General features: G+C 70.9%; 17 protein-coding genes. 7 read left to right on the top strand and 10 right to left on the bottom strand.

Translation table 11 applies throughout. The annotated features are described in order from the left end of the window. Nucleotides 1–7 precede the first annotated feature (7 nt). Nucleotides 8–952 carry an SDR family oxidoreductase gene (locus OG801_RS07280; RefSeq protein WP_406034822.1) on the bottom strand — a complete coding sequence of 315 codons (945 nt, stop codon included), beginning with the start codon at nucleotides 950–952 and terminating at the stop codon, nucleotides 8–10. Between the two features lie 209 nt (nucleotides 953–1,161). On the opposite strand from OG801_RS07280, the gene OG801_RS07275 reads away from it, so the two are divergent. The 4 genes from OG801_RS07275 to araA all read left to right on the top strand — a co-directional run bounded on the left by OG801_RS07275 (nucleotide 1,162) and on the right by araA (nucleotide 6,213). Next, entirely contained in the window at nucleotides 1,162–2,181 is a 1,020-nt protein-coding gene (locus OG801_RS07275; RefSeq protein ID WP_406034820.1) for a LacI family DNA-binding transcriptional regulator, read from the top strand. A gap of 112 nt (nucleotides 2,182–2,293) precedes the next feature. Continuing rightward, nucleotides 2,294–3,955, top strand: a complete 1,662-nt coding sequence (locus OG801_RS07270; RefSeq protein WP_406034818.1) for a xylulokinase — start codon at nucleotides 2,294–2,296, stop codon at nucleotides 3,953–3,955. After that, nucleotides 3,955–4,644, top strand: coding sequence for an L-ribulose-5-phosphate 4-epimerase (locus tag OG801_RS07265; protein WP_355018884.1), 690 nt, complete (start codon nucleotides 3,955–3,957; stop codon nucleotides 4,642–4,644). The genes OG801_RS07270 and OG801_RS07265 overlap by 1 nt, the downstream gene beginning before the upstream one ends. Before the next feature lie 42 nt (nucleotides 4,645–4,686). Beyond that, nucleotides 4,687–6,213 (top strand): L-arabinose isomerase, encoded by a 1,527-nt coding sequence (araA, locus tag OG801_RS07260; protein ID WP_355018883.1) that lies wholly within the window; start codon nucleotides 4,687–4,689, stop codon nucleotides 6,211–6,213. Nucleotide 6,214: 1 nt separating this feature from the next. On the opposite strand, the gene OG801_RS07255 is transcribed toward araA, so the two are convergent. Then, complete coding sequence (locus tag OG801_RS07255) at nucleotides 6,215–7,609, bottom strand: FAD-binding oxidoreductase (RefSeq protein ID WP_406034817.1); 1,395 nt, start codon at nucleotides 7,607–7,609, stop codon at nucleotides 6,215–6,217. Further along, entirely contained in the window at nucleotides 7,606–8,853 is a 1,248-nt protein-coding gene (locus tag OG801_RS07250) for an alpha-hydroxy acid oxidase (RefSeq protein ID WP_406034816.1), read from the bottom strand. Before OG801_RS07250 ends, OG801_RS07255 begins: the two co-directional genes overlap by 4 nt. 76 nt (nucleotides 8,854–8,929) lie before the next feature. Between OG801_RS07250 and OG801_RS07245 the strand changes: the two genes are divergently transcribed. The 3 genes from OG801_RS07245 to OG801_RS07235 all read left to right on the top strand — a co-directional run bounded on the left by OG801_RS07245 (nucleotide 8,930) and on the right by OG801_RS07235 (nucleotide 12,637). Then, a complete protein-coding gene (locus OG801_RS07245) occupies nucleotides 8,930–10,051 on the top strand; it encodes a mandelate racemase/muconate lactonizing enzyme family protein (protein WP_406034814.1) in 1,122 nt (373 codons plus the stop codon). Beyond that, complete coding sequence (locus tag OG801_RS07240) at nucleotides 10,048–10,731, top strand: FadR/GntR family transcriptional regulator (protein ID WP_406034812.1); 684 nt, start codon at nucleotides 10,048–10,050, stop codon at nucleotides 10,729–10,731. Before OG801_RS07245 ends, OG801_RS07240 begins: the two co-directional genes overlap by 4 nt. Before the next feature lie 79 nt (nucleotides 10,732–10,810). Beyond that, nucleotides 10,811–12,637, top strand: a complete 1,827-nt coding sequence (locus tag OG801_RS07235; RefSeq protein ID WP_406034810.1) for a pectate lyase — start codon at nucleotides 10,811–10,813, stop codon at nucleotides 12,635–12,637. Nucleotides 12,638–12,698: 61 nt separating this feature from the next. Here OG801_RS07235 and OG801_RS07230 read toward each other — a convergent pair whose 3' ends face one another. From OG801_RS07230 to OG801_RS07200, 7 genes are all read right to left on the bottom strand, one after another. Next, a complete protein-coding gene (locus tag OG801_RS07230; RefSeq protein ID WP_406034808.1) occupies nucleotides 12,699–13,523 on the bottom strand; it encodes an NAD-dependent epimerase/dehydratase family protein in 825 nt (274 codons plus the stop codon). Next, nucleotides 13,520–14,572, bottom strand: a complete 1,053-nt coding sequence (locus tag OG801_RS07225; protein ID WP_406034806.1) for a TRAP transporter substrate-binding protein — start codon at nucleotides 14,570–14,572, stop codon at nucleotides 13,520–13,522. Before OG801_RS07225 ends, OG801_RS07230 begins: the two co-directional genes overlap by 4 nt. A 25-nt stretch (nucleotides 14,573–14,597) precedes the next feature. Continuing rightward, nucleotides 14,598–15,893, bottom strand: a complete 1,296-nt coding sequence (locus OG801_RS07220; RefSeq protein WP_160028024.1) for a TRAP transporter large permease — start codon at nucleotides 15,891–15,893, stop codon at nucleotides 14,598–14,600. A gap of 26 nt (nucleotides 15,894–15,919) precedes the next feature. Continuing rightward, nucleotides 15,920–16,453, bottom strand: coding sequence for a TRAP transporter small permease (locus tag OG801_RS07215; protein ID WP_355018875.1), 534 nt, complete (start codon nucleotides 16,451–16,453; stop codon nucleotides 15,920–15,922). After that, nucleotides 16,450–17,649, bottom strand: a complete 1,200-nt coding sequence (locus OG801_RS07210; protein ID WP_406034804.1) for a hypothetical protein — start codon at nucleotides 17,647–17,649, stop codon at nucleotides 16,450–16,452. The genes OG801_RS07215 and OG801_RS07210 overlap by 4 nt, the downstream gene beginning before the upstream one ends. A 137-nt stretch (nucleotides 17,650–17,786) precedes the next feature. Then, nucleotides 17,787–19,091 carry a glucarate dehydratase family protein gene (locus tag OG801_RS07205; protein ID WP_406034802.1) on the bottom strand — a complete coding sequence of 435 codons (1,305 nt, stop codon included), beginning with the start codon at nucleotides 19,089–19,091 and terminating at the stop codon, nucleotides 17,787–17,789. Next, a complete protein-coding gene (locus OG801_RS07200; protein ID WP_406034800.1) occupies nucleotides 19,088–19,483 on the bottom strand; it encodes a universal stress protein in 396 nt (131 codons plus the stop codon). Before OG801_RS07200 ends, OG801_RS07205 begins: the two co-directional genes overlap by 4 nt. Between the last annotated feature and the right edge of the window lie 7 nt (nucleotides 19,484–19,490).

Below are 19,490 nucleotides of genomic sequence, written 5' to 3'. Positions count from 1 at the left end.
CGCCGGATCAGGATGTCGGGAGCGCGGTCCGGGTGAGGCTCTCGGAGATCTCCCACAGCCGGGTGGCGTCCTCGGCGCTGACCAGCGGCCGGTAGAGCGCCTGCTCGGCGGGGGCGCCACCGAGGTGCCCGGGGCCGCTGGGGCCGTACAGCCGGCCACCGGTCGCCTCGGGCGAGGTCGCGGACAGCAGCGCGGGAAGGGCGGCGGTCTCGGGGGTGCCGAGGAGGATCCCGCGGGCCGAGAGCCAGCGGATCATGCGTACGGAGAGGGTGTCCGTCGTACGTCCGATCTCAGGGCGAGCGGCCAGCAGGTTGGTCGGCGCGACGCCGGGGTGGGAGAGGTTGCTGGTGATGCCCCAGCCGTGGGCCCGGCTGCGCCGGTCCAGCTCCAGCCCGAAGAGACCGACGGCGATCTTGGACTGGCTGTAGGCCTTCATGTCCTCATAGCTCTCCTCCCAGTTGGGGTCCTCCCAGTTGACCGCGCCACGCCTCGCGGCGACGCTGACCTGGGACGTCACCCGGGCCTGCCCGGCTCGCAGCAGCGGCAGGATCCGGGCGACGAGGGCGAAGTGGCCGAGATGGTTGGTGCCGAACTGGAGCTCGAACCCGTCGGCGGTCGTCTGCCGCTCCGGCGGCGTCATCACGCCGGCGTTGTTGATCATCACGTGGAACGGCTGGTCCTCGCCCAGCAGCGTCTCGGCGAGCGCCGTCACCGACGACAGCGAGGACAGGTCGAGGTCACGCAGCGAGATCTGGGCCTCCGGGACGTGCCCGCGGATCGTGGCCAGTGCCTTCTCGCCCTTGCCGGCGTTGCGTACGGGCATCACGACCTCGGCCCCGGCTGCAGCCAGACGGGTGGCCATCACCAGGCCCATGCCGTCGCTGGCTCCGGTGACCAGGGCTCGCTTGCCGGACAGGTCGGGGATGGTGATGTCGATGGGTCGGCGTGGCATCGGTCTGCTCCTGGAGAGAGGATCTCGGGTCGGATCCATCCTCGGTCGCCCACCAGGATCTATCCAGGGTCTGCCGATCCCAGCCTGGTCTCCACGCCGCCGAAGTAGCGGGAGAGGAAAGAGCGACCGCACACAAGATTCGACGCGGAGTCGGCGTTGGCGGCAGGGCGCTGCGAGACGGGGGCGCGGATGCCTCTTAGGATCACAGCATGGTCCCGCCTGAGTCGAAGAACGCGCCGAGCATGGCAGATGTCGCGGCCCGGGCAGGGGTCTCGCACCAGACCGTGTCTCGCGTCGTCAACGGCTCCGACGCCGTGCGCGGCGACACCCGCGACCGGGTGCTGGCGGCGATCGACGAGCTGGGCTACCGGCGCAACAAGTCGGCGCGTGCCCTGGTGACGAGGAAGTCGGGACGGCTGGGCCTGCTCTACACCCAGCCGCACCTCTACGGGCCGGGCACGCTGGCCGCCTCGGTGCACCAGGCCGGTCAGCGGGCCGGCTACGACATCATCCTGAGCCCGGTGCCGCACCTCGAGGCGACCTCGGCGGAGCGGGCGATCGAGGCGCTCCTCGACGACGCGGTCGAGGCCGTGCTCCTCGGCGTCTCGCACCAGTCGTTCGAGGACCTGGTCGCCCAGCTCTCGACCAAGGTCGAGGTCGTGATGATCCACAGTGACCCGCCGGCGGGGGTGCGCTCGGTCGGGATCGACCAGCACGCCGGCGCCGTGCTGGCCACGCAGTATCTGCTGGACATCGGCCATCGCAACATCGCCCACGTGGCCGGTCCGGTCGGCTGGATCGACGCCCGGCAGCGCCGGGAGGGGTGGCTGGCCGCGCTCCGGGACAGTGACGTGCAGCCCGGGCCCGAGATCTTCGGTGACTGGTCGAGCAAGAGCGGTTACGAGGCCGGGGCCGAGATCGCCCGGGACCCCTCGGTCACCGCGGTCTTCGCCGCCAACGACTCGATGGCGCTCGGCGTGATCCGGGCGCTGCACGAGGCCGGCCGCCGGGTCCCGCAGGACGTGAGCGTCGTCGGCTTCGACGACGTCCCGGACGCCGCGTACCTCTGGCCGCCGCTGACCACGGTCCGGCAGGACTTCGCGTCGCTGGGCGAGCTCGCGGTCGAGGTGGCTATCGAGGCCATCGCCGAGGGGACCGTCGAGGTGCCGCCGCTGCTGGCGCCCGAGCTGGTCGTGCGGTCCTCGGCCGCCCCGCACCCGCGCGACTAGCACTTTCGCAACGGGCTGTGCGGGGAACACGCCGGTAACCCGCTCGTCATATGTTAGCGTTCACATCGCCTCGAGACCCCACCCCGAGCCGTCGGGCAGAAACGGAGCCGTGATGACGCAGCGAGCAGGCAACCTGCCTGACCTCGGAGAGACCGCGCTCGGTATCGAGCTGGGCTCCACCACCATCAAGGCGTGCCTGATCGGGCCCGACCACGCGACCGTCGCCACCGGGTCCCATCTGTGGGAGAACGAGCTCGTCGACGGCCTGTGGACCTACTCGCTCGAGGCGGTCTGGGCGGGCGTACAGGGCGCGGTCGCCGCCCTCGGCGACGAGGTCGAACGCCGCTACGGCACCCGCCCGACCACGTTCGGGTCGATCGGCGTCTCGGCGATGATGCACGGCTACCTCGCCTTCGACGAGGCCGGCGAGCTGCTGGTGCCGTTCCGCACCTGGCGCAACACCAACACCGCCGTCGCCGCGGCCGAGCTGTCGGAGATCTTCGGCACCAACATCCCGTTGCGCTGGTCGGTCGCCCACCTCTACCAGGCGATCCTCGACGACGAGCCCCACCTGCCCAAGATCGCCTCGCTGACCACGCTCGCGGGCTACGTCCACCGGGCGCTGACCGGCAACCACGTGCTCGGTGTCGGCGACGCCTCCGGCGTCTTCCCCATCGACCCGGCCACCGGGACCTACGACCAGCGGATGCTCGAGCAGCTCGGTCACCTCGCCGCCGCCAAGCGTCCCGGTCTGCGGGTCGAGGGGCTGCTCCCGCAGGTCCTCCCGGCAGGTGCCGACGCCGGCCGGCTCACCCCCGACGGCGCCGCGCTGCTCGACCCCACCGGCACCCTCCAGCCGGGCATCCCGCTGTGTCCGCCCGAGGGCGACGCCGGCACCGGGATGGTCGCGACCAACTCCGTCGCCAAGCGCACCGGAAATGTCAGCGCCGGCACCTCGATCTTCGCGATGGTCGTCCTCGAGGCGCCGCTGGCCACCGTCCACCACGCCATCGACATCGTCACCACCCCAGCCGGCGACCCGGTCGCGATGGTGCACTGCAACAACGGCGCCAGCGAGCTCGACGCCTGGGCCGGGGTCTTCGGCGAGTTCGCCGCCGCGCTCGGCCACCCCTGTGAGCCCGACGCCGTCTTCGGGGCCCTGCTCACCGCGGCGCTGAAGGGCTCGCCCGACGGCGGCGGCCTGCTGGCCTACAACTACCTGGCCGGCGAGCCGATCACCGGCCTCGACGAGGGTCGTCCGCTGTTCGTACGCACCCCCGGCAGCCGCCTCGACCTCGCCGGGTTCGCCCGCGCCCAGGTCTACGGCGTCTTCGGCACCCTCGCCCTCGGCATGCGCGTCCTCGCCGACCAGGGCGTCGAGATCGACGCGATGTTCGCCCACGGCGGACTGTTCCGCACCGCGGGCGTCGCACAGCGGCTGCTCGCCGCGGCCATCGGCGCCCCGGTCGCGGTCGGCCGCACCGCCGGCGAGGGCGGTGCCTGGGGGATCGCCGTCCTGGCTGCGTACGCCCGGGCCGCCGAGGCCGAGGGTGACCTCAGCCTGAGCGCCTATCTCGCCGAGCGCGTCTTCGGTGACATCGACCTCGAGGTCGTCGAGCCGGACGCCGCCGACCTCGCCGGGTTCCGGACCTACCTCGAACGCTACGAGGCCGGCCTGGACATCGAGCGCGCCGCCGTGGCCTCGCTCGCCCCCAGCGCAGACACCACAGACATCGCAGACAGCGCACGAGACGCTGAAGAAGGAGACCAGTGATGACGGGCGTCCCCGCCGCTCTTCGCACCGCCGTCGACGCCGCCAAGGAGCGGGTCGCCGCGCTGCACGCCGAGCTGCCCCGCTGGGAGCTGGTCGTGTGGACCGCCGGCAACGTCTCCGAGCGCGTGCCGAACCCGGATGGTGAGGACCTGCTGGTCATCAAGCCCTCCGGGGTCGCCTACGAGGACATCACCGCCGAGGCGATGGTCGTCTGCGACCTGGCCGGCAACCTCGTCGAGGGCGAGCGGTCGCCGTCCTCGGACACGGCCGCCCATGCGTACGTCTATGCCAACATGCCCGAGGTCGGTGGAGTGGTCCACACCCACTCCACCTACGCCACCGCCTGGGCCGCCCGCGGGGAGGAGATCCCCTGCGTGCTCACGATGATGGCCGACGAGTTCGGCGGACCGGTCCCGGTCGGCCCGTTCGCGATCATCGGCGACGACTCGATCGGGCGCGGCATCGTGGAGACGCTGCGGGAGTCGCGCAGCCCCGCGGTGCTGATGCGGAACCACGGTCCCTTCACCATCGGCAAGGACGGTCGCTCCGCGGTCAAGGCCGCGGTGATGTGCGAGGAGGTCGCCCGCACGGTGCACATCGCGCGCCAGCTCGGCCAGCCTCTGCCGATCGACCAGGGCCACATCGACTCGCTCTACGACCGCTACCAGAACGTCTACGGCCAGCACTGAGCTGCCCGCCCCTCAAATTTTCAGCACTGGAAGGACCCCCACATGAGCAAGCCCACAGCGCCGAAACCCTATGGCGACCGCGAGGTCTGGTTCTTCACCGGCAGCCAGGACCTCTACGGCGAGGAGACCCTTCGTCAGGTGGCCGAGCAGTCCCAGGAGGTCGCCCGCGCCCTCGACGGATCCTCGGACGTACCGGCGAAGGTCGTGTGGAAGCCCGTCCTGAAGGACTCCGCGGCCATCCGCCGCGCGATGCTCGAGGCCAACTCCGACGACAACGTCCTCGGCGTCATCACCTGGATGCACACCTTCAGCCCGGCCAAGATGTGGATCGCCGGTCTGGACGCCCTCCAGAAGCCGCTCCTGCACCTGCACACCCAGGCCAACGTCGAGCTCCCCTGGTCGGAGATCGACATGGACTTCATGAACCTCAACCAGGCCGCCCACGGCGACCGTGAGTACGCCTACATCGCCACCCGCCTCGGCGTCGCCCGCACCACCGTCGTCGGCCACGTCTCCAACCCGGCGGTCACCGGCCGCGTCGGCACCTGGGTCCGCGGCGCCGCCGGCTGGGCCGCCACCCACGGGCTCAACCTGGTCCGCTTCGGCGACAACATGCGCAACGTCGCGGTCACCGAGGGCGACAAGACCGAGGCCGAGCTGCGCTTCGGCGTCTCGGTCAACACCTGGGGCGTCAACGACCTGGTGGCGGCGGTCGAGGCCGTCGACGAGGCCGCCGTGGACGCGCTCGTCGCCGAGTACGAGGACCTCTACGACGTGGTCCCCGAGCTCCGCAAGGGCGGCGAGCGCCACGACTCGCTGCGCTACGCCGCGCGCCAGGAGATCGCCATGGAGGCGTTCCTGGTGGAGCGCGACGCGAAGGCGTTCACCACCAACTTCGAGGACCTCGGCGGTCTGCGCCAGCTCCCCGGCATCGCCGTACAGCGGCTGATGAGCAAGGGCTACGGCTTCGGTGCCGAGGGCGACTGGAAGACCGCGGTCCTGGTGCGGGCCGCGAAGGTGATGGGGGAGGGGCTGCCCGGTGGCGCCTCCCTGATGGAGGACTACACCTACGACCTCACCCCGGGCGCGGAGGTCATCCTCGGCGCCCACATGCTCGAGGTCTGCCCCTCGCTGACCACCTCCACCCCGCGCGTCGAGATCCACCCGCTCGGGATCGGCGACCGCGAGGACCCGGTCCGGATGGTCTTCGACGCCGACGCCGGCGAGGGTGCCGTGGTCGTCTCCCTGGCCGACATGCGCGACCGCTTCCGGCTGACCGCCAACGTGGTCGACGTCGTCCCCCCGACGCAGGCGCTGCCCAACCTTCCGGTCGCGCGCGCCGTCTGGGCGCCGCGCCCCGACTTCGCGACCTCGGCCGAGGCCTGGCTGACCGCCGGCGGCGCGCACCACACGGTGATGTCGACCGCCGCCGGGATCGAGGCCTTCGAGGTCTTCGCCAACATCGCCCGCACCGAGCTGCTGGTCATCGATGAGTCCACCACCCGCCGCGGCTTCGCCGACCAGGTGCGCTGGAACCAGGTGTTCTACCGGGTCGCCCAGGGTCTCTGAGTCACAGGACCTTCCGGGGGTTCATGACCCCGTCGGGGTCGATCGCCTGCTTGACCGCTCGCAGGAGGTCGACCTCGACACCCGTCTTGTACGCAGCGGCAGCATCCCGCTTGAGCGCGCCGATCCCGTGCTCGGCGGAGATGCTGCCGCCGAGCGCCGTGACGGCGTCGTAGACGATCCGGGTCAGGGTGGGGGCATCCCGCTTCAGCGCCGCGTCGTCGCCAGCGGGCGCGGAGATGTTGTAGTGCAGGTTGCCGTCCCCGATGTGTCCGTACGTCACCAGCCGCAGCCCCGGCAGCGCGGCGAGCAGTGTCGGGCCGACCTCGGCGACGAACCGGGACAGGGCGGTGATCGGCAGGGTGACGTCGTGCTTGAGGGTCGCGCCCTCGCTCTTCTGCGCCTCCGAGACGCCTTCGCGCAGGGCCCACAGCGACTCGCGCTGAGCGGGGCTGCCGGCGACCACGGCGTCGAGGAGCAGCCCCTGCTCGGCGGCGGCCGCGAGGGCCTCCTCGAGCCGTTCGTCGACGTCGGCGGAGGTGCCGGCGAGCTCGACGAGGCCGTACCACTCGTGCCGGTCCGCGAACGGGTCCCGGACGCCCGGCAGGTGGGCGAGGACCAGATCGACGGCCTGGCGTCCGAGCAGCTCCCAGGTGGTCAGCTGCCCGCCGCCGTGCTCGCGGAGCAGGGGGAGGAGCGAGGTGGCCGCCTCCACCGACTCGAGCGCCACGAACGCGGTCGCCCGGCGCGGTGTCGCCGGCAGCAGCCGCAGCACCGCCGCGGTGACGACGCCGAGAGTGCCCTCGGAGCCGATGAACAGCTGCTTGAGGTCGTAGCCGGTGTTGTCCTTGCGTAGCGGTCGCAGTCCGTCCCAGACCCGCCCGTCGGGGAGCACGACCTCGAGGCCGAGCACCAGCTCGCGCATCATCCCGTAGCGCAGCACCGCGGTGCCGCCGGCGTTGGTCGCGATCGTGCCGCCGATGGTGCACGAGCCCTCCGAGCCGAGGGAGAGCGGGAAGAGCCGTCCGGCTTCCCTGGCGGCCTCCTGGACGGTCGCGAGCGGGGTGCCGGCCTCGACGGTGAGGGTGTCGGCGACCGGGTCGACCTCTCGGACGCGGCGCATCCGGCCGAGCGAGAGCACGATCTGGTCGCTGCCGGAGTCTGGTACGCCGCCGCCGACGAGGCCGGTGTTGCCGCCCTGCGGGACGACCCCGACGCCCGCCGCCGCGCACAGCCGGATCGCGGTCGCGACCTGCTCGGTCGAGGCCGGGCGCACCACCGCGAGCGCGGTGCCGGAGAAGCTGCCGGTCCAGTCAGTGACGTACGCCGCCATATCGGCCGGATCGGTCAGCACGGCGCTCTCGCCGAGGGCGGCGCGCAGGTCGGATACGAGGTTCATGCCGACCTCAGCCGGACGTGCTCGGGGCCGATCGAGGCGATGTCGGGAGTGCCGAGCAGGCACATCGCCCGCTGCAGCTCCTCGACCAGCAGTGTCAGGGTGGCGTCGACCCCCTGCTGTCCGCCGACCATCAGGCCGTAGAGGTAGGGCCGGCCGATCACCACGCCGCGGGCGCCGAGGCCGAGCGCCGCCGCGATGTCGCCGCCGGAGCGGACGCCGGAGTCGACGTACACCTCGGTCCGGTCGCCGACCGCGTCGACCACCGCCGGCAGCAGTTCCAGCGGCACCGGCGCGCGGTCGAGCTGGCGGCCGCCGTGGTTGGAGAGGACCAGCGCGTCGGCGCCCGCGTCCGCACAAGCCACCGCGTCGGCGACCGAGAGCACGCCCTTGACGACCACCGGGCCGTTCCAGTGCTCCTTGAGCCAGCCGATGTCCGAGGGCCGGATCGCCTGCTCGCGCAGCTCGTTGGACATGCCCCAGCGGCCGTGGTGCGACCCCTCGGGGAAGGTCGCGAACCGTAGTGGCTCGGTGGTCAGGATGTTGGCGACCCAGCCGGGATGGCGGGTCATGTCCGCGAACGTACGCAGGCTCAGCTGGGGCGGGATCGCGAACCCGTTGAGCTTGTCCTTGCGCTTCATGCCCGTCACGGTCGTGTCGATGGTCAGCATCAGCGCCTCATAACCCTGCGAGGCCGCCTCGGTGATGTGGTCAAGGGTCACCGCCCGGTCCTTCATCAGATAGACCTGGAACCAGTTGCGTCCCTGCGGTGCCGCGTCGGCGACGTCGGTGATCGAGGTCGTCGCGTACGTCGAGAGCGTGTAGGGCAGCCCGGCCGCGGCCGCCGCCGCGGCGACCGCCCGCTCGCCGGTGTGGTGGCTGAGCCGGGTGTAGCCGGTCGGCGCCAGCACGATGGGTGCCGCCGCGGGCCGGCCGAGGATCGAGGTACGCACCTCCGGCTCGGCCACCTGGCCGAAGGCCGTGGGCCGCAGTTCCACGCGGTCGAAGGCCGCCCGGTTCCGGCGCATCGCGTGCTCGCCGTCCGACCCGCCGTAGACGTAGTCCCAGACCGCCGTCGGCACCCGCCGGCGCGCGGCCCGCTCCAGGTCGTCGACGCTGAGGCAGCGGGCCAGCCGGCGGTCGGCCGCCCGCCACCGGAACGGCCGCGGTCGCAGGAAGGGCGCGAGATCGCGCCATCGGGGGACCTGCCGGACGACTTGCCGGACAACCTGAGAATCGGCGGCCACGCTCTGGACTCCTCACCACTCATCGGATAAGTTCTGAACTTGTCATACAACTTAGCCCATCGAGGAGCATCCCGCCATGGCCGCCGACCGCATCACGTCACTGACTCTCTCCCACGTCGTCCTCCCGCTCGAGAACCCGGTCAGTGACGCCAAGGTGCTCACCGGGCGGCAGAAGCCGCTCACCGAGACCGTGCTGCTCTTCGTCGAGGTGACCACCGAGCAGGGCTTCGAGGGCATGGGCTTCAGCTACTCCAAGCGCGCGGGTGGCCCGGCGCAGTACGCCCACCTCAAGGAGATCGCCGAGGTCGCCATCGGCCAGGACCCCTCCGACATCGCCAAGATCTACGAGTCGCTGATGTGGGCCGGCGCCTCCGTCGGCCGCAGCGGCGTGGCGACCCAGGCCGTGGCCGCCCTCGACGTGGCGCTCTACGACCTCAAGGCGCGTCGCGCCGGCCTGCCTCTGGCCAAGCTCCTCGGCGCCCACCGCGACTCCTGCCGCGTCTACAACACCTCGGGCGGCTTCCTCCAGGCGAGCGTCGAGGAGATCAAGGAGAAGGCCACCGCGTCGCTCGAGGCCGGCATCGGCGGCATCAAGATCAAGGTCGGCCAGCCCGACTGGGCCGAGGACCTGCGCCGTGTCGCCGCGATGCGTGAGCACCTCGGCGACGCCCCGCTCATGGTCGACGCCAACCAGCAGTGGGACCGTGCCCGCGCCCGCCGGATGTGCCGCGAGCTCGAGCAGTTCGACCTGATCTGGATCGAGGAGCCGCTCGACGCCTGGGACGCGGTCGGTCATGCCGATCTGTCGCGTACGTTCGACACCCCGATCGCGACCGGCGAGATGCTGACCTCGGTGCCCGAGCACATGGCGCTCATCGACGCCGGCTACCGCGGCATCGTGCAGCCCGACGCGCCGCGCATCGGCGGGATCACCCCGTTCCTGAAGTTCGCCACCCTCGCCGCCCACGCCGGTCTGGCGCTCGCGCCGCACTACGCGATGGAGATCCACCTGCACCTGGCCGCGGCCTACCCGACCGAGCCGTGGGTCGAGCACTTCGAGTGGCTCAACCCGCTCTTCGAGGAGCGCATCGACATTCACGACGGCCAGATGTGGGTGCCGGACCGCCCGGGTCTCGGCTTCACGCTCAGCGACCAGATGCGCAAGCTCACCGTGGAGACGGCTAAGTTCTCGGTATGACAGTCAGTGCCGGGCTCGCCGACCGTGTCGTCTCGGGGGTCAAGGACCAGATCCTGGCCGGGGACCTCGCTCCGGGGGCGAAGCTGCCCTCGGAGTCCGACCTCGTCGCGACCTACGGGGTGTCGCGGACCGTGGCGCGCGAGGCGGTCACCCGCCTGCGCGCCGAGGGCCTGGTCGAGACGTTCCAGGGGCGCGGCTCCTTCGTCCTGGCGGTGCCGGAGCCCTCGCCGTTCGCGCTGGAGTCCTCCGCGATCCGCACCCAGCACGACGTGCTCGACATGGTCGACTTCCGGCTCGGCGTGGAGTGTGAGGCGGCGGCCCTGGCCGCCGCCCACCTCGACGAGCAGGGCTCGCGCGCCATCGAGGAGGCGCTCGCCGCGCTGGCCACCGCGCATCCCGACGAAGCGGTGGAGGCCGACTTCGCCTTCCACCGCGCCGTCGCGGCGGCGACCGGCAACCGCTTCTACCTCGACCTGATGGACTCGCTGGGCCCGATGATGATCATGCTGCCCCGCACCCGGCTCGGCGACGCCTACTCGCCCAGCGACGCGCTCCATGTCGAGCGGGTGCAGCGTGAGCACGACAACATCGCGGCCGCGATCCTCGCCGGTGACGCCGACACCGCCCGAGCGGCGATGCGGGTGCATCTGGGCAGCACGCGGCGCCGTCTGCGGCGGTGAAAGACGTTGCCCCCATGGGCATCGCGTGAGTCTGCATCGGTATTGGCTCCAGAGATGTGAGCCTCGTCACGATTGAGGGATGAATTCACCTGCGAAGAAGTCCCCACCGAGCTCGACACTGACCCGGCGCCGGCTCGTTCAAGCAGCAACGGCCGCGCCCCTCCTCGGCGCCGCGAGCGGCGTCACCACCGTCGGCCTCACCACCTCCGCCGCAGCCGCCACGTCCACCTCAGACTCCGTTCGTGACGCGATGCTCCGGGCGGCGACCTACATGGACGAGACGGTGTCCTACGAGGGCGCCTACGTCTGGAGCTACCGCCCCGACCTCTCGCTGACCTGGGGCGAGATGGAGGCCCGGCGCACCATGTGCTGGGTCCAGCCGCCAGGGACTCCGACCGTCGGGCACGCCCTGCTCGATGCGTACGCCGCCACGGGGGAGAAGCGGTTCCTGCACGCCGCGCGGCGCACCGGCCGGGCTCTCGCCCGTGCGCAGCGCCCCGAGGGCGGCTGGAACTACATCCACGACTTCGCGGGCGCGAAGTCGCTGCGGCGCTGGTACGAGTCGATCGGGATCAACGGCTGGCGCCTGGAGGAGTTCCAGCACCTCTACGACAACTCGACCTTCGACGACGCGGCCACCTCGACCGCCGGCCAGCTGATCCTGCGGCTGCACCTGCTCGACCCGCGCGACCGCGGCTTCAGGCGGTCGCTCAACAAGGTGATCGCCTTCATCACCGACGCCCAGATCGCCGGTGGAGTCGGCGACGGTGGCTGGCCGCAGCGGTGGCCGTACGACCCGAAGGCGACCACCGAGATGCCGTGGCCGAAGAAGCTGCCGTCCTGGCTCCCCGAGGACGCCCGCGAGGGGAAGGTCGACGGCGACTACACCCAGCACGTCACCTTCAACGACAACGTCCTCGGCGAGAACATCAAGCTCCTCCTGATGTGCGTCATCGCGCTGGGTCGCAAGGACCTCGTCGAGCCCGTGCGCCGGGCCATGGAGTGCGTACGCCGCATGCAGCAGCCCGCGCCCCAGGCCGGCTGGGGCCTCCAGCACCTCGCCGAGGACGGCGACGGCCGCCCGGCCGGCGCGGTGGCCGCCGGACGCTCCTACGAGCCGCGCGCGCTGACCACCCACACCACCCAGACCAACGTCGAGCAGCTCTTCACCTACTTCCAGCTCACCGGCGACCGTACGTTCCTCGACGGCGTCCCGGCAGCGCTGGACTGGCTGGCGAGCTGCCGGCTGACCGCCGAGCAGCGGGCGGAGAACCCGCTGATCGCGAGCCGGACGCACCCGACCTTCGTGGAGCCTGGGACCAACCGAGCGCTGTTCGTGCACCGGTTCGGGTCGAACATCGTCAACGGCGCCTACTACTACGACTACGACCACCACGACACGCTCAGTCACTACTCGGGTGGCCGGTCGGTGCCCGAGGCACGCCTGGGCGCCGACTACGACCGGCTCAGCGCGCTCACCGATGCCGAGGTCGCCGACCTGGTCGCGCGCTCACCGCTGACTCCCGGGCCGACGTACGACCTGCCGCCGTTCTTCTCGCTGCACGACCTGGGCCTGCTCGAGCTGCTCCGCGACACCTCCCACGAGGTCGAGGCGCCCGAGGAGACCGAGGTCGCGGAGGTGATCGCCGACCTCGGCGAGGAGGACTACTGGCTCTCTACGGCCGAGGCGGTCACCAACCCGTTCCGCGGTCCGGGCACCCGGCACCCCTATGACGGGAAGGCGTACATGAGCAAGCACGTCGGGGACACGTTCGACACCTCGCCCTATCCCTCCGACAACCCGCCCGCAGTGCCGCCCTACCAGCAGACCGAGCCGCCCCAGCTGATCAACACCTCCACGTTCGTGGCGAACCTGGGGACGCTGATCCGCGCCGCTGCCTCCTGACCCCGAGAAAAGAGGAACGGGTGGCCCGGCGACAGCCGGACCACCCGTTCCCCATGGGGGCCTATTTCTTCTGGTGCTCGCCCAGCGGGGTGAAGCAGAACTTCCCTCCGGCCAGGCGCTCCTCGGGGCCCTGCGGGCCGTCGTCGATCGCATCGCCGAGCAGCTCGGCGGCGTAGACCTCGGAGTCGTCCTGCGGGTGGTAGCCGATCGCCTCGCCGGCCTCCAGCGACCACCAGTTCCGGGTGTTGCGGGAGATGCCCCACACCACCCTGAAGCCGGGTTCGGGAGTGGCCAGGCACGCCTCGAGGAGCCGGGCACCGTCGTCGGGCGACATCCACGTCCACAGCGAGCGGCGGTCCCAGGGCTTCTCGAAGCACGAGCCGATCCGCAGCGCGGTCACGTCGATGCCGTAGCGGTCGTGGAAGAGGCTGCCGAGCGCCTCCATCGCGACCTTGCTGACGCCGTAGTAGGTGTCCGGTCGCGGGAAGACGTCGGCGGCCAGCCCCTCGGCGGGTGCGTCGTCGAGGTCGTAGAAGCCGGCCGCGTGGTTGCTCGAGGCGAGCACCACGCGTGCCACCCCGGCGTCCCGGGCCGCCTCGAGGACCACGCGGGTGCCGTCGATGTTGGCCGAGAGGATGTCCTCCCACGGGGCCTCGACGCTGATGCCGCCGAGATGGATGATCGCCTCCACGCCCTCGGAGGCGGCGCGCATCGCCGCTTCGTCGGTCACCGACGCCTCGATGACCTCGACGGCCTCGCCCTCGGCGGGATCCTCGGGACGTACGATGTCGAGGAGCCGAAGCACCCGGCCCTCACGGGCCAGGCGGGTGCGCATCAGCCGCCCCACGACACCGTTGGCCCCAGTGATCAGAACAACTTGCGTCATGCGGTGCGCAGCTCCTCGACAGCGGAGATGTACTCGCCCAGGTCCGCGCCGTGCTTGTCGATGACGGACTTGGTCGCCTCGCGCCAGGGGGCTAGGTCGGTGATCTCGTTGATCGTGACGCCCTCACCGCGCAGCTTCTCCAGGTCGGCCTCGACCTGGGCGTCCCACTTCTCGCGCTGGAACGGGGCCGCCTCGTCGGCGGCCTTCTGGAGCGCCTCCTGGTCCTTGGTGTCGAGTCCGGCCCAGGTGTCCTTGTTGATCAGGAGCACCTCGGCGACGCGCATGTGCCGGTCGAGGGTGTAGTTCTGCGCCACCTCGTAGTGGGACGCGGAGTAGTAGGACGGCTCGTTGTTCTCGGCACCGTCGAGCAGCCCGCTCTGCAGCGAGCTGTAGACCTCGCCGTAGTCCATCGGGGTGGGGGAGCCGCCGAGAGCCTTGATGAAGTCGATCTGCACCTGCGACTCCTGGACCCGGATCTTGAGTCCCTTGACGTCCGCCGGCGCCTTGATCGGCTTCTTCGAGGTGTAGAAGCTGCGGGCGCCGGGGTCGAAGTAGCCCAGACCCTTGAAACCGGCACCGTCGGCCTCGCCGAGCAGCTTCTTGCCGCTCTCGCTCTCGAGGAAGCGCCACAGGTGGTCGGCGTCGTCGAAGAGGTACGGCAGGCTGAACAGCCCCATCGCGGGCACGAACTCGCCCATCGGTGCCGAGCTGATCCGGGTCATCTCGATCGAGCCCATCTGCACCTGCTCGATCGCGTCGGACTCCTCGCCGAGCTGAGCGTTGGGGTAGACCTGGATCTTGATCCGGCCGTCGCTGTACTTCTCGGCCAGTTCGGCGAACTTCTTGTCGCCCAGCGTGGTCGGGTAGTCGTCGGGGTGGGTCTCGGCCAGCTTGAAGGTCTTCGAGCCGCCGCCTCCGCCGCCGCTGCCGGCGAGGGAACCGCCGCCACAGGCACTGAGCGCGAGGCCGCCGGCGACGGCCGCGGCGCCGAAGGCGCCTGCCTTGAACAGGGAGCGCCGGGCAACCGGCTTGGGGGATGTGGTGTTCACGGGTGGTTCCTTTCGAGAGGTGGAGTTACTGTCCGAGCGCATCGGGGAGGGCGAGCGAGAAGAACGGGACGTAGGTGATCAGCAGCAGGACGATGAGCATCGGGATGAGGAAGAGGCCGACCATCTTGATGACCTTCTCGATGGACGTACGTCCGATGGCACAGCCGACGAAGAGGACGTTGCCGACCGGCGGCGTGATCAGGCCGATGGCCAGGTTGAAGACGAGCATGATCCCGAACTGGACCGGATCCATGCCGAGCCCCGTGGCGACCGGCAGCAGGATCGGCGTCATGATCACAATGAGCGGGGCCATGTCCATGATCGCGCCGAGCACGAGCAGCAGCAGGTTGATCAGCAGCAGGACCACGACGATGTTGTCGGAGATGCCGAGAAGGGCGTCGGTGGCCAGCGCCGGCACCTGCAGGAACGCCAGGAAGTAGCCGAAGGCACCCGCCGCCGCGATGATGAACAGCACCACGCCGAGCGTGCGCAGGGCGCTCTGCAGGATCGGGATCATCGCCTTGAGCGGCAGGTCGCGGTAGACGAAGAAGGTCAGGATGAAGGCGTACAGGCAGGCGATCGCCGCCGACTCGGTCGCGGTGAAGATGCCGCTGAGGATGCCGCCCAGGATGATCACCGGCATCAGCAGGCTGAGCAGGCCCTCGGCGACGATCTTCGGTACGTCCTTGAGCGGGACCAGCTCCTCCTTCGGGTAGCCGCGCTTGACCGCCACGATGTAGGCCATCACCATCAACGACGCGCCGAGCAGCAGGCCGGGGATGACGCCGGCGGTGAACAGGGCGCCGATCGAGACGCCGCCCGCGGCCATCGAGTAGATGATCAGGTTGTGGCTCGGCGGGATCATGACCGCCTGGGTGGCGCCGGAGACGGTGACGGCGACCGCGTAGTCGGTGTCGTAGCCGCGCTTCTTCATCATCGGGATCGTCACCGACCCGATCGCGGAGACGTCCGCGACCGAGGAGCCGGACAGGGCGCCGAAGAAGGTGCTGGCGCCGATGTTGACCATCCCGAGGCCGCCGCGGACCCAGCCGACGAGCAGCCCGGCCAGAGCGATCAGACGGCGGGAGATGCCGCCCGTGCCCATGATCTCGCCACCGAGGATGAAGAACGGGATGGCCAGCAGGGCGAAGGTGTCGAGACCGGCGACCATCCGCTGGCCGACGGTGGTCAGCGGAAGGCCGATGTAGAGGGCCTCGAAGATGGCGGCCAGGGCGAGAGCGAGGGCGACCGGGACGCGGAGCAGGACGAGGACGGCGAAGCCACCCAGCAGAATGGCGATGGCAAGCGGATCGATGGGCATGGGGGAGTCCTTCGACTTTCGGCGGCTCAGCCGAGCTCGGCTGCATCGTCAGGCTCGGCGTACCGCTGGGTACTGATGCCGAAGGCCTGGAGGACGGTGTAGAGGAGGATCATGGCGCCGGCGACCGGCATCATGAGGTAGAGGACGCTGCGCGGGAGCCCGGTGCCGGCCAGGGTCGCCGTCTGGGCGTCGATGACGAACTGGCTTCCCTGGACGACCAGGAAGAGGCCGAAGGCGAGCAGCAGCACCTGGACGAACCGGTCGATCACCGCCTGGAGCGTCGCCGGGAACTTGTCCACCAGGAAGGTGACCGCGATGTGGGCGCCCTCGCGGAAGCCGATCGCGGCGCCGAGGAAGCCGATCCAGACCAGCAGGATGCGGGCGGTCTCCTCGCTCCAGCTGGGGGAGTTGCTCAGCAGCTCACGGCTGAACACCTGCCACAGCACGATGAGCAGCGTGGCGACCAGGCACAGGATGCAGAAGGCCTCGAAGACCGTGTCGACCGCGCGCCAGGCGCGCTTGAGCGTTCGGTTCTCGTTGCGGGTGTTCATGGGCGTCATTCCGTCCTCGTCGCGGCGGTGGTGGGGACCTTGGTCGCCTCGGCCAGCAGGTGCTGCCTGTCCGCACCCGCCAGACCGAGGTGGTAGAGGTGGATCTGGTCGATCCCGGCATCGACCAGCGCCCGCACATGGCCACCGAAGGCGTCCTCGGTGGTGGGCGGGAGAACGGTGACGTACGCAGCGGCCGCTGCCTTCCCGTCGACTGCCTGGACGAGCTGACGCCCGGTCTCCACCGCGGCCTCGGTGGTCGGCCAGCAGAAGGAGACGACCAGGTCGACGTCGTCGGCCGTGGTCGGGGTCAGACCCGGGCTGGCTCCGGTGGCCCAGGGGTCGGGCTGGGCGTGCACGGCGATCTCGACGACGTCGGGAGCGGCCTCGCGGACGGCCGCGATCACCCGGTGGCGGAGCTCGTCGGCCGCGGCGTGCCGGGAGGCGAGGATCGTGTCCAGGACCGCAGCGTCGACCGTCGCGCCGGCGGCGTCGGCACCTGTCGCGGCCCGCAGGTCCGCCACCGTGGCCTCGGCGTCGAGTCCCCGGCCGGCCCAGTCCTCGCGGCAGCCCGCGCAGCAGCAGATCGAGAGCAGCTGCTGGGTGGCGGCGTCGTAGGCGCCGTCGGTCTTCTCATGGTGCCCGCCGTGGCCGAAGCCGAGTTGGCCGCACGCCTCCAGGATGGCCGTGCTGGTCGGGGTGTCGCGTACGGCCTCGGCGGCCAGGGTCTCCGCGTAGCGGCGGACGTCCTCGTGGCGGGCGCACAGGGCGTAGGGGTAGAACTCGCCCCAGCAGTTGACGACCGCGAGGTCCGGGTTGGCCTCGCCGAGGAGCGTGGAGTGGGTCAGCACGATCCAGGCGGCGACCTCGAACCCCGCCTCGGCGAGGATGCTCGCGGCCTCGCCGTAGGGGTCGTCCGCGGCGACCCAGGTCGCGGCGGGCGGCACCAGCCGCGCGTCGGCCCACGCCTCGGCGCGCACCGGGCGGTAGAGCGCCGCGCTGCGGGCCTCGACGATCCGGTGCTCGGGGTGGAGCGGGGTCGCGGCGCGGGTGGTGTGGTAGGCCGCGGCGAGGGCGACCTTCGTGACTCCGAGGCTGCGGGCGCGATCGGCGAACGTCGGATCGCCGATCACGTCCCAGGGGTAGGCATAGCCGACGACCGGTACTGGCAGTATTGCCCCGGTCTCGCCGCTGTCGATCTGTGTCACCGGTGGTTGCTCCTGGCTCGTCGTACTGTGACCGGGCCCACGTGTGGCCCCGGTCACAGGAGACTGTCAGGATGCGCGATTCGTGTCCAAGCCACTTATCGCATCAGGCGATACCCTGACGGTATTGCCCAATAGGGTCACCAGCGCGACGTGTTCGGCGTGAAATCCGGCTCGAACGAACGCATGTAGACGGTGTCCTCCCGGCGGCGCACTCCGCAGCTGAGGTACTGCTCGTGCAGCTCACCGAGCAGGTCACGATCGAGCTCCACGCCCAGGCCCGGACCCGTCGGCACCGTGATCGCGCCGCCGCTGAAGTCGAGCACTCCGGGGCGTACGACGTCCTGGGTCTTCCACGGGTAGTGGGTGTCGCAGGCGTAGGTCAGGTTGGGGGTCGCGGCGGCCAGGTGGACCATCGCTGCCAGGGAGACGCCGAGGTGGGAGTTGCTGTGCATCGACAGGCCCAGCCCGAAGGTGTCGGTGATGCCGCCCAGCAGCGCCGACTGCCGCAGCCCGCCCCACAGGTGATGGTCGGAGAGCACGATCTGGACCGCGTCTGCCGCGATCGCCGGCTTGAGGTGCTCGAAGGCGATCACGCACATGTTGGTGGCCAGAGGTACGTCGGTGCGGGCCGAGACCTGCGCCATCCCCTCGATCCCGGGGGTGGGGTCCTCGAGATACTCCACGACGCCGGCGAGCCGCTCGGCGACCTTGACCGAGGTCTCCGGCGTCCAGGCGCCGTTGGGATCCAGCCGCAGCGGCAGGTCGGGGAAGGCGTCGCGGAGCGCCTCGATCGCGGCGCACTCCTCGTCGGGATGGAACACCCCGCCCTTCAGCTTGAGCGAGCCGAAGCCCCAGCCGTCGACCAGCCGTTTCGCCTGCGCGACGATCTGCTCGGGGTTCAGCGCCTCGCCCCACTCGTCGTCGCCCCCGCCGTCGGACGCAGCGCCGGGGTGGCCGGCCCACTTGTAGAACATGTAGCCGCTGAACGGCACCCGTTCGCGGACCGCGCCGCCGAGCAGGTCGCTCACCGGACGGCCAGCCTCGCGGGCGACCAGGTCGAGGCAGGCGACCTCGAAGGGGGAGTAGACGGTGTCGACGGCGGAGGAGACGTCGAGCATGCCGCCGAAGGAGGCACCCGCCCCGCCGGTCTCCTTGCCGAGTACGTCGACGACGAGCCGCCGCAGGCCGTGGGTGTCGTAGGGGTCGGCGCCCGGGAGCGCCCGGGCGACGGCGTCGAGCCGGGCGAGATGGGTCTCGTCGGCGTACGTCTCGCCGAGGCCGACCAGGCCGGTGTCGGTGTGGAGCTCGACGATCGCGCGCAGCGCCCACGGCTGGTGGACGCCGACCACGTTGAGCAGCGGTGGGTCCGCGAACGCGACCGGGGTGACGACGACCTTCGAGATGCGACTGGCGTTGGGGCTGACGTTGGAGCCGGAGCTCATGCGGTCGGCTTCACGGCGAGGACGGGCACGCCGGCGTCGAGCAGGATGCGCTGGGCGTCGCTGCCCAGCAGCGCCTTGCCGACCGGCGAGCGGCGGCGCAGCCCGATCACGATCAGCCGAGCACCGGTCGAGGCGACCAGGTTGTCGAACGTCTCCACGACGTCGGAGCCGTGCGTGGTGTGGTCGACCCGGGCGCTCACCCCGGCCTCGGCGGCGCGGGCGACGAGCTTTGCCGCCGCGTCCTCGTCGACGAGGTCGGCGTCCACGGTGGCGCCGCGGCGCGGGCTGTTGACGATGACGACGTCGTCGCCGCGGGCCGCCGCCTCGGCCAGGCCGGCCTCGAGAGCCGCCTCACCTACCGGTGTGGGTACGTAGCCGATCAGGATGGTCATGGTGTGC

This window comes from Nocardioides sp. NBC_00163 (genome assembly GCF_045206295.1).
Taxonomy (GTDB): domain Bacteria; phylum Actinomycetota; class Actinomycetes; order Propionibacteriales; family Nocardioidaceae; genus Nocardioides.
This window is presented reverse-complemented; position numbering and strand designations above follow the sequence as displayed.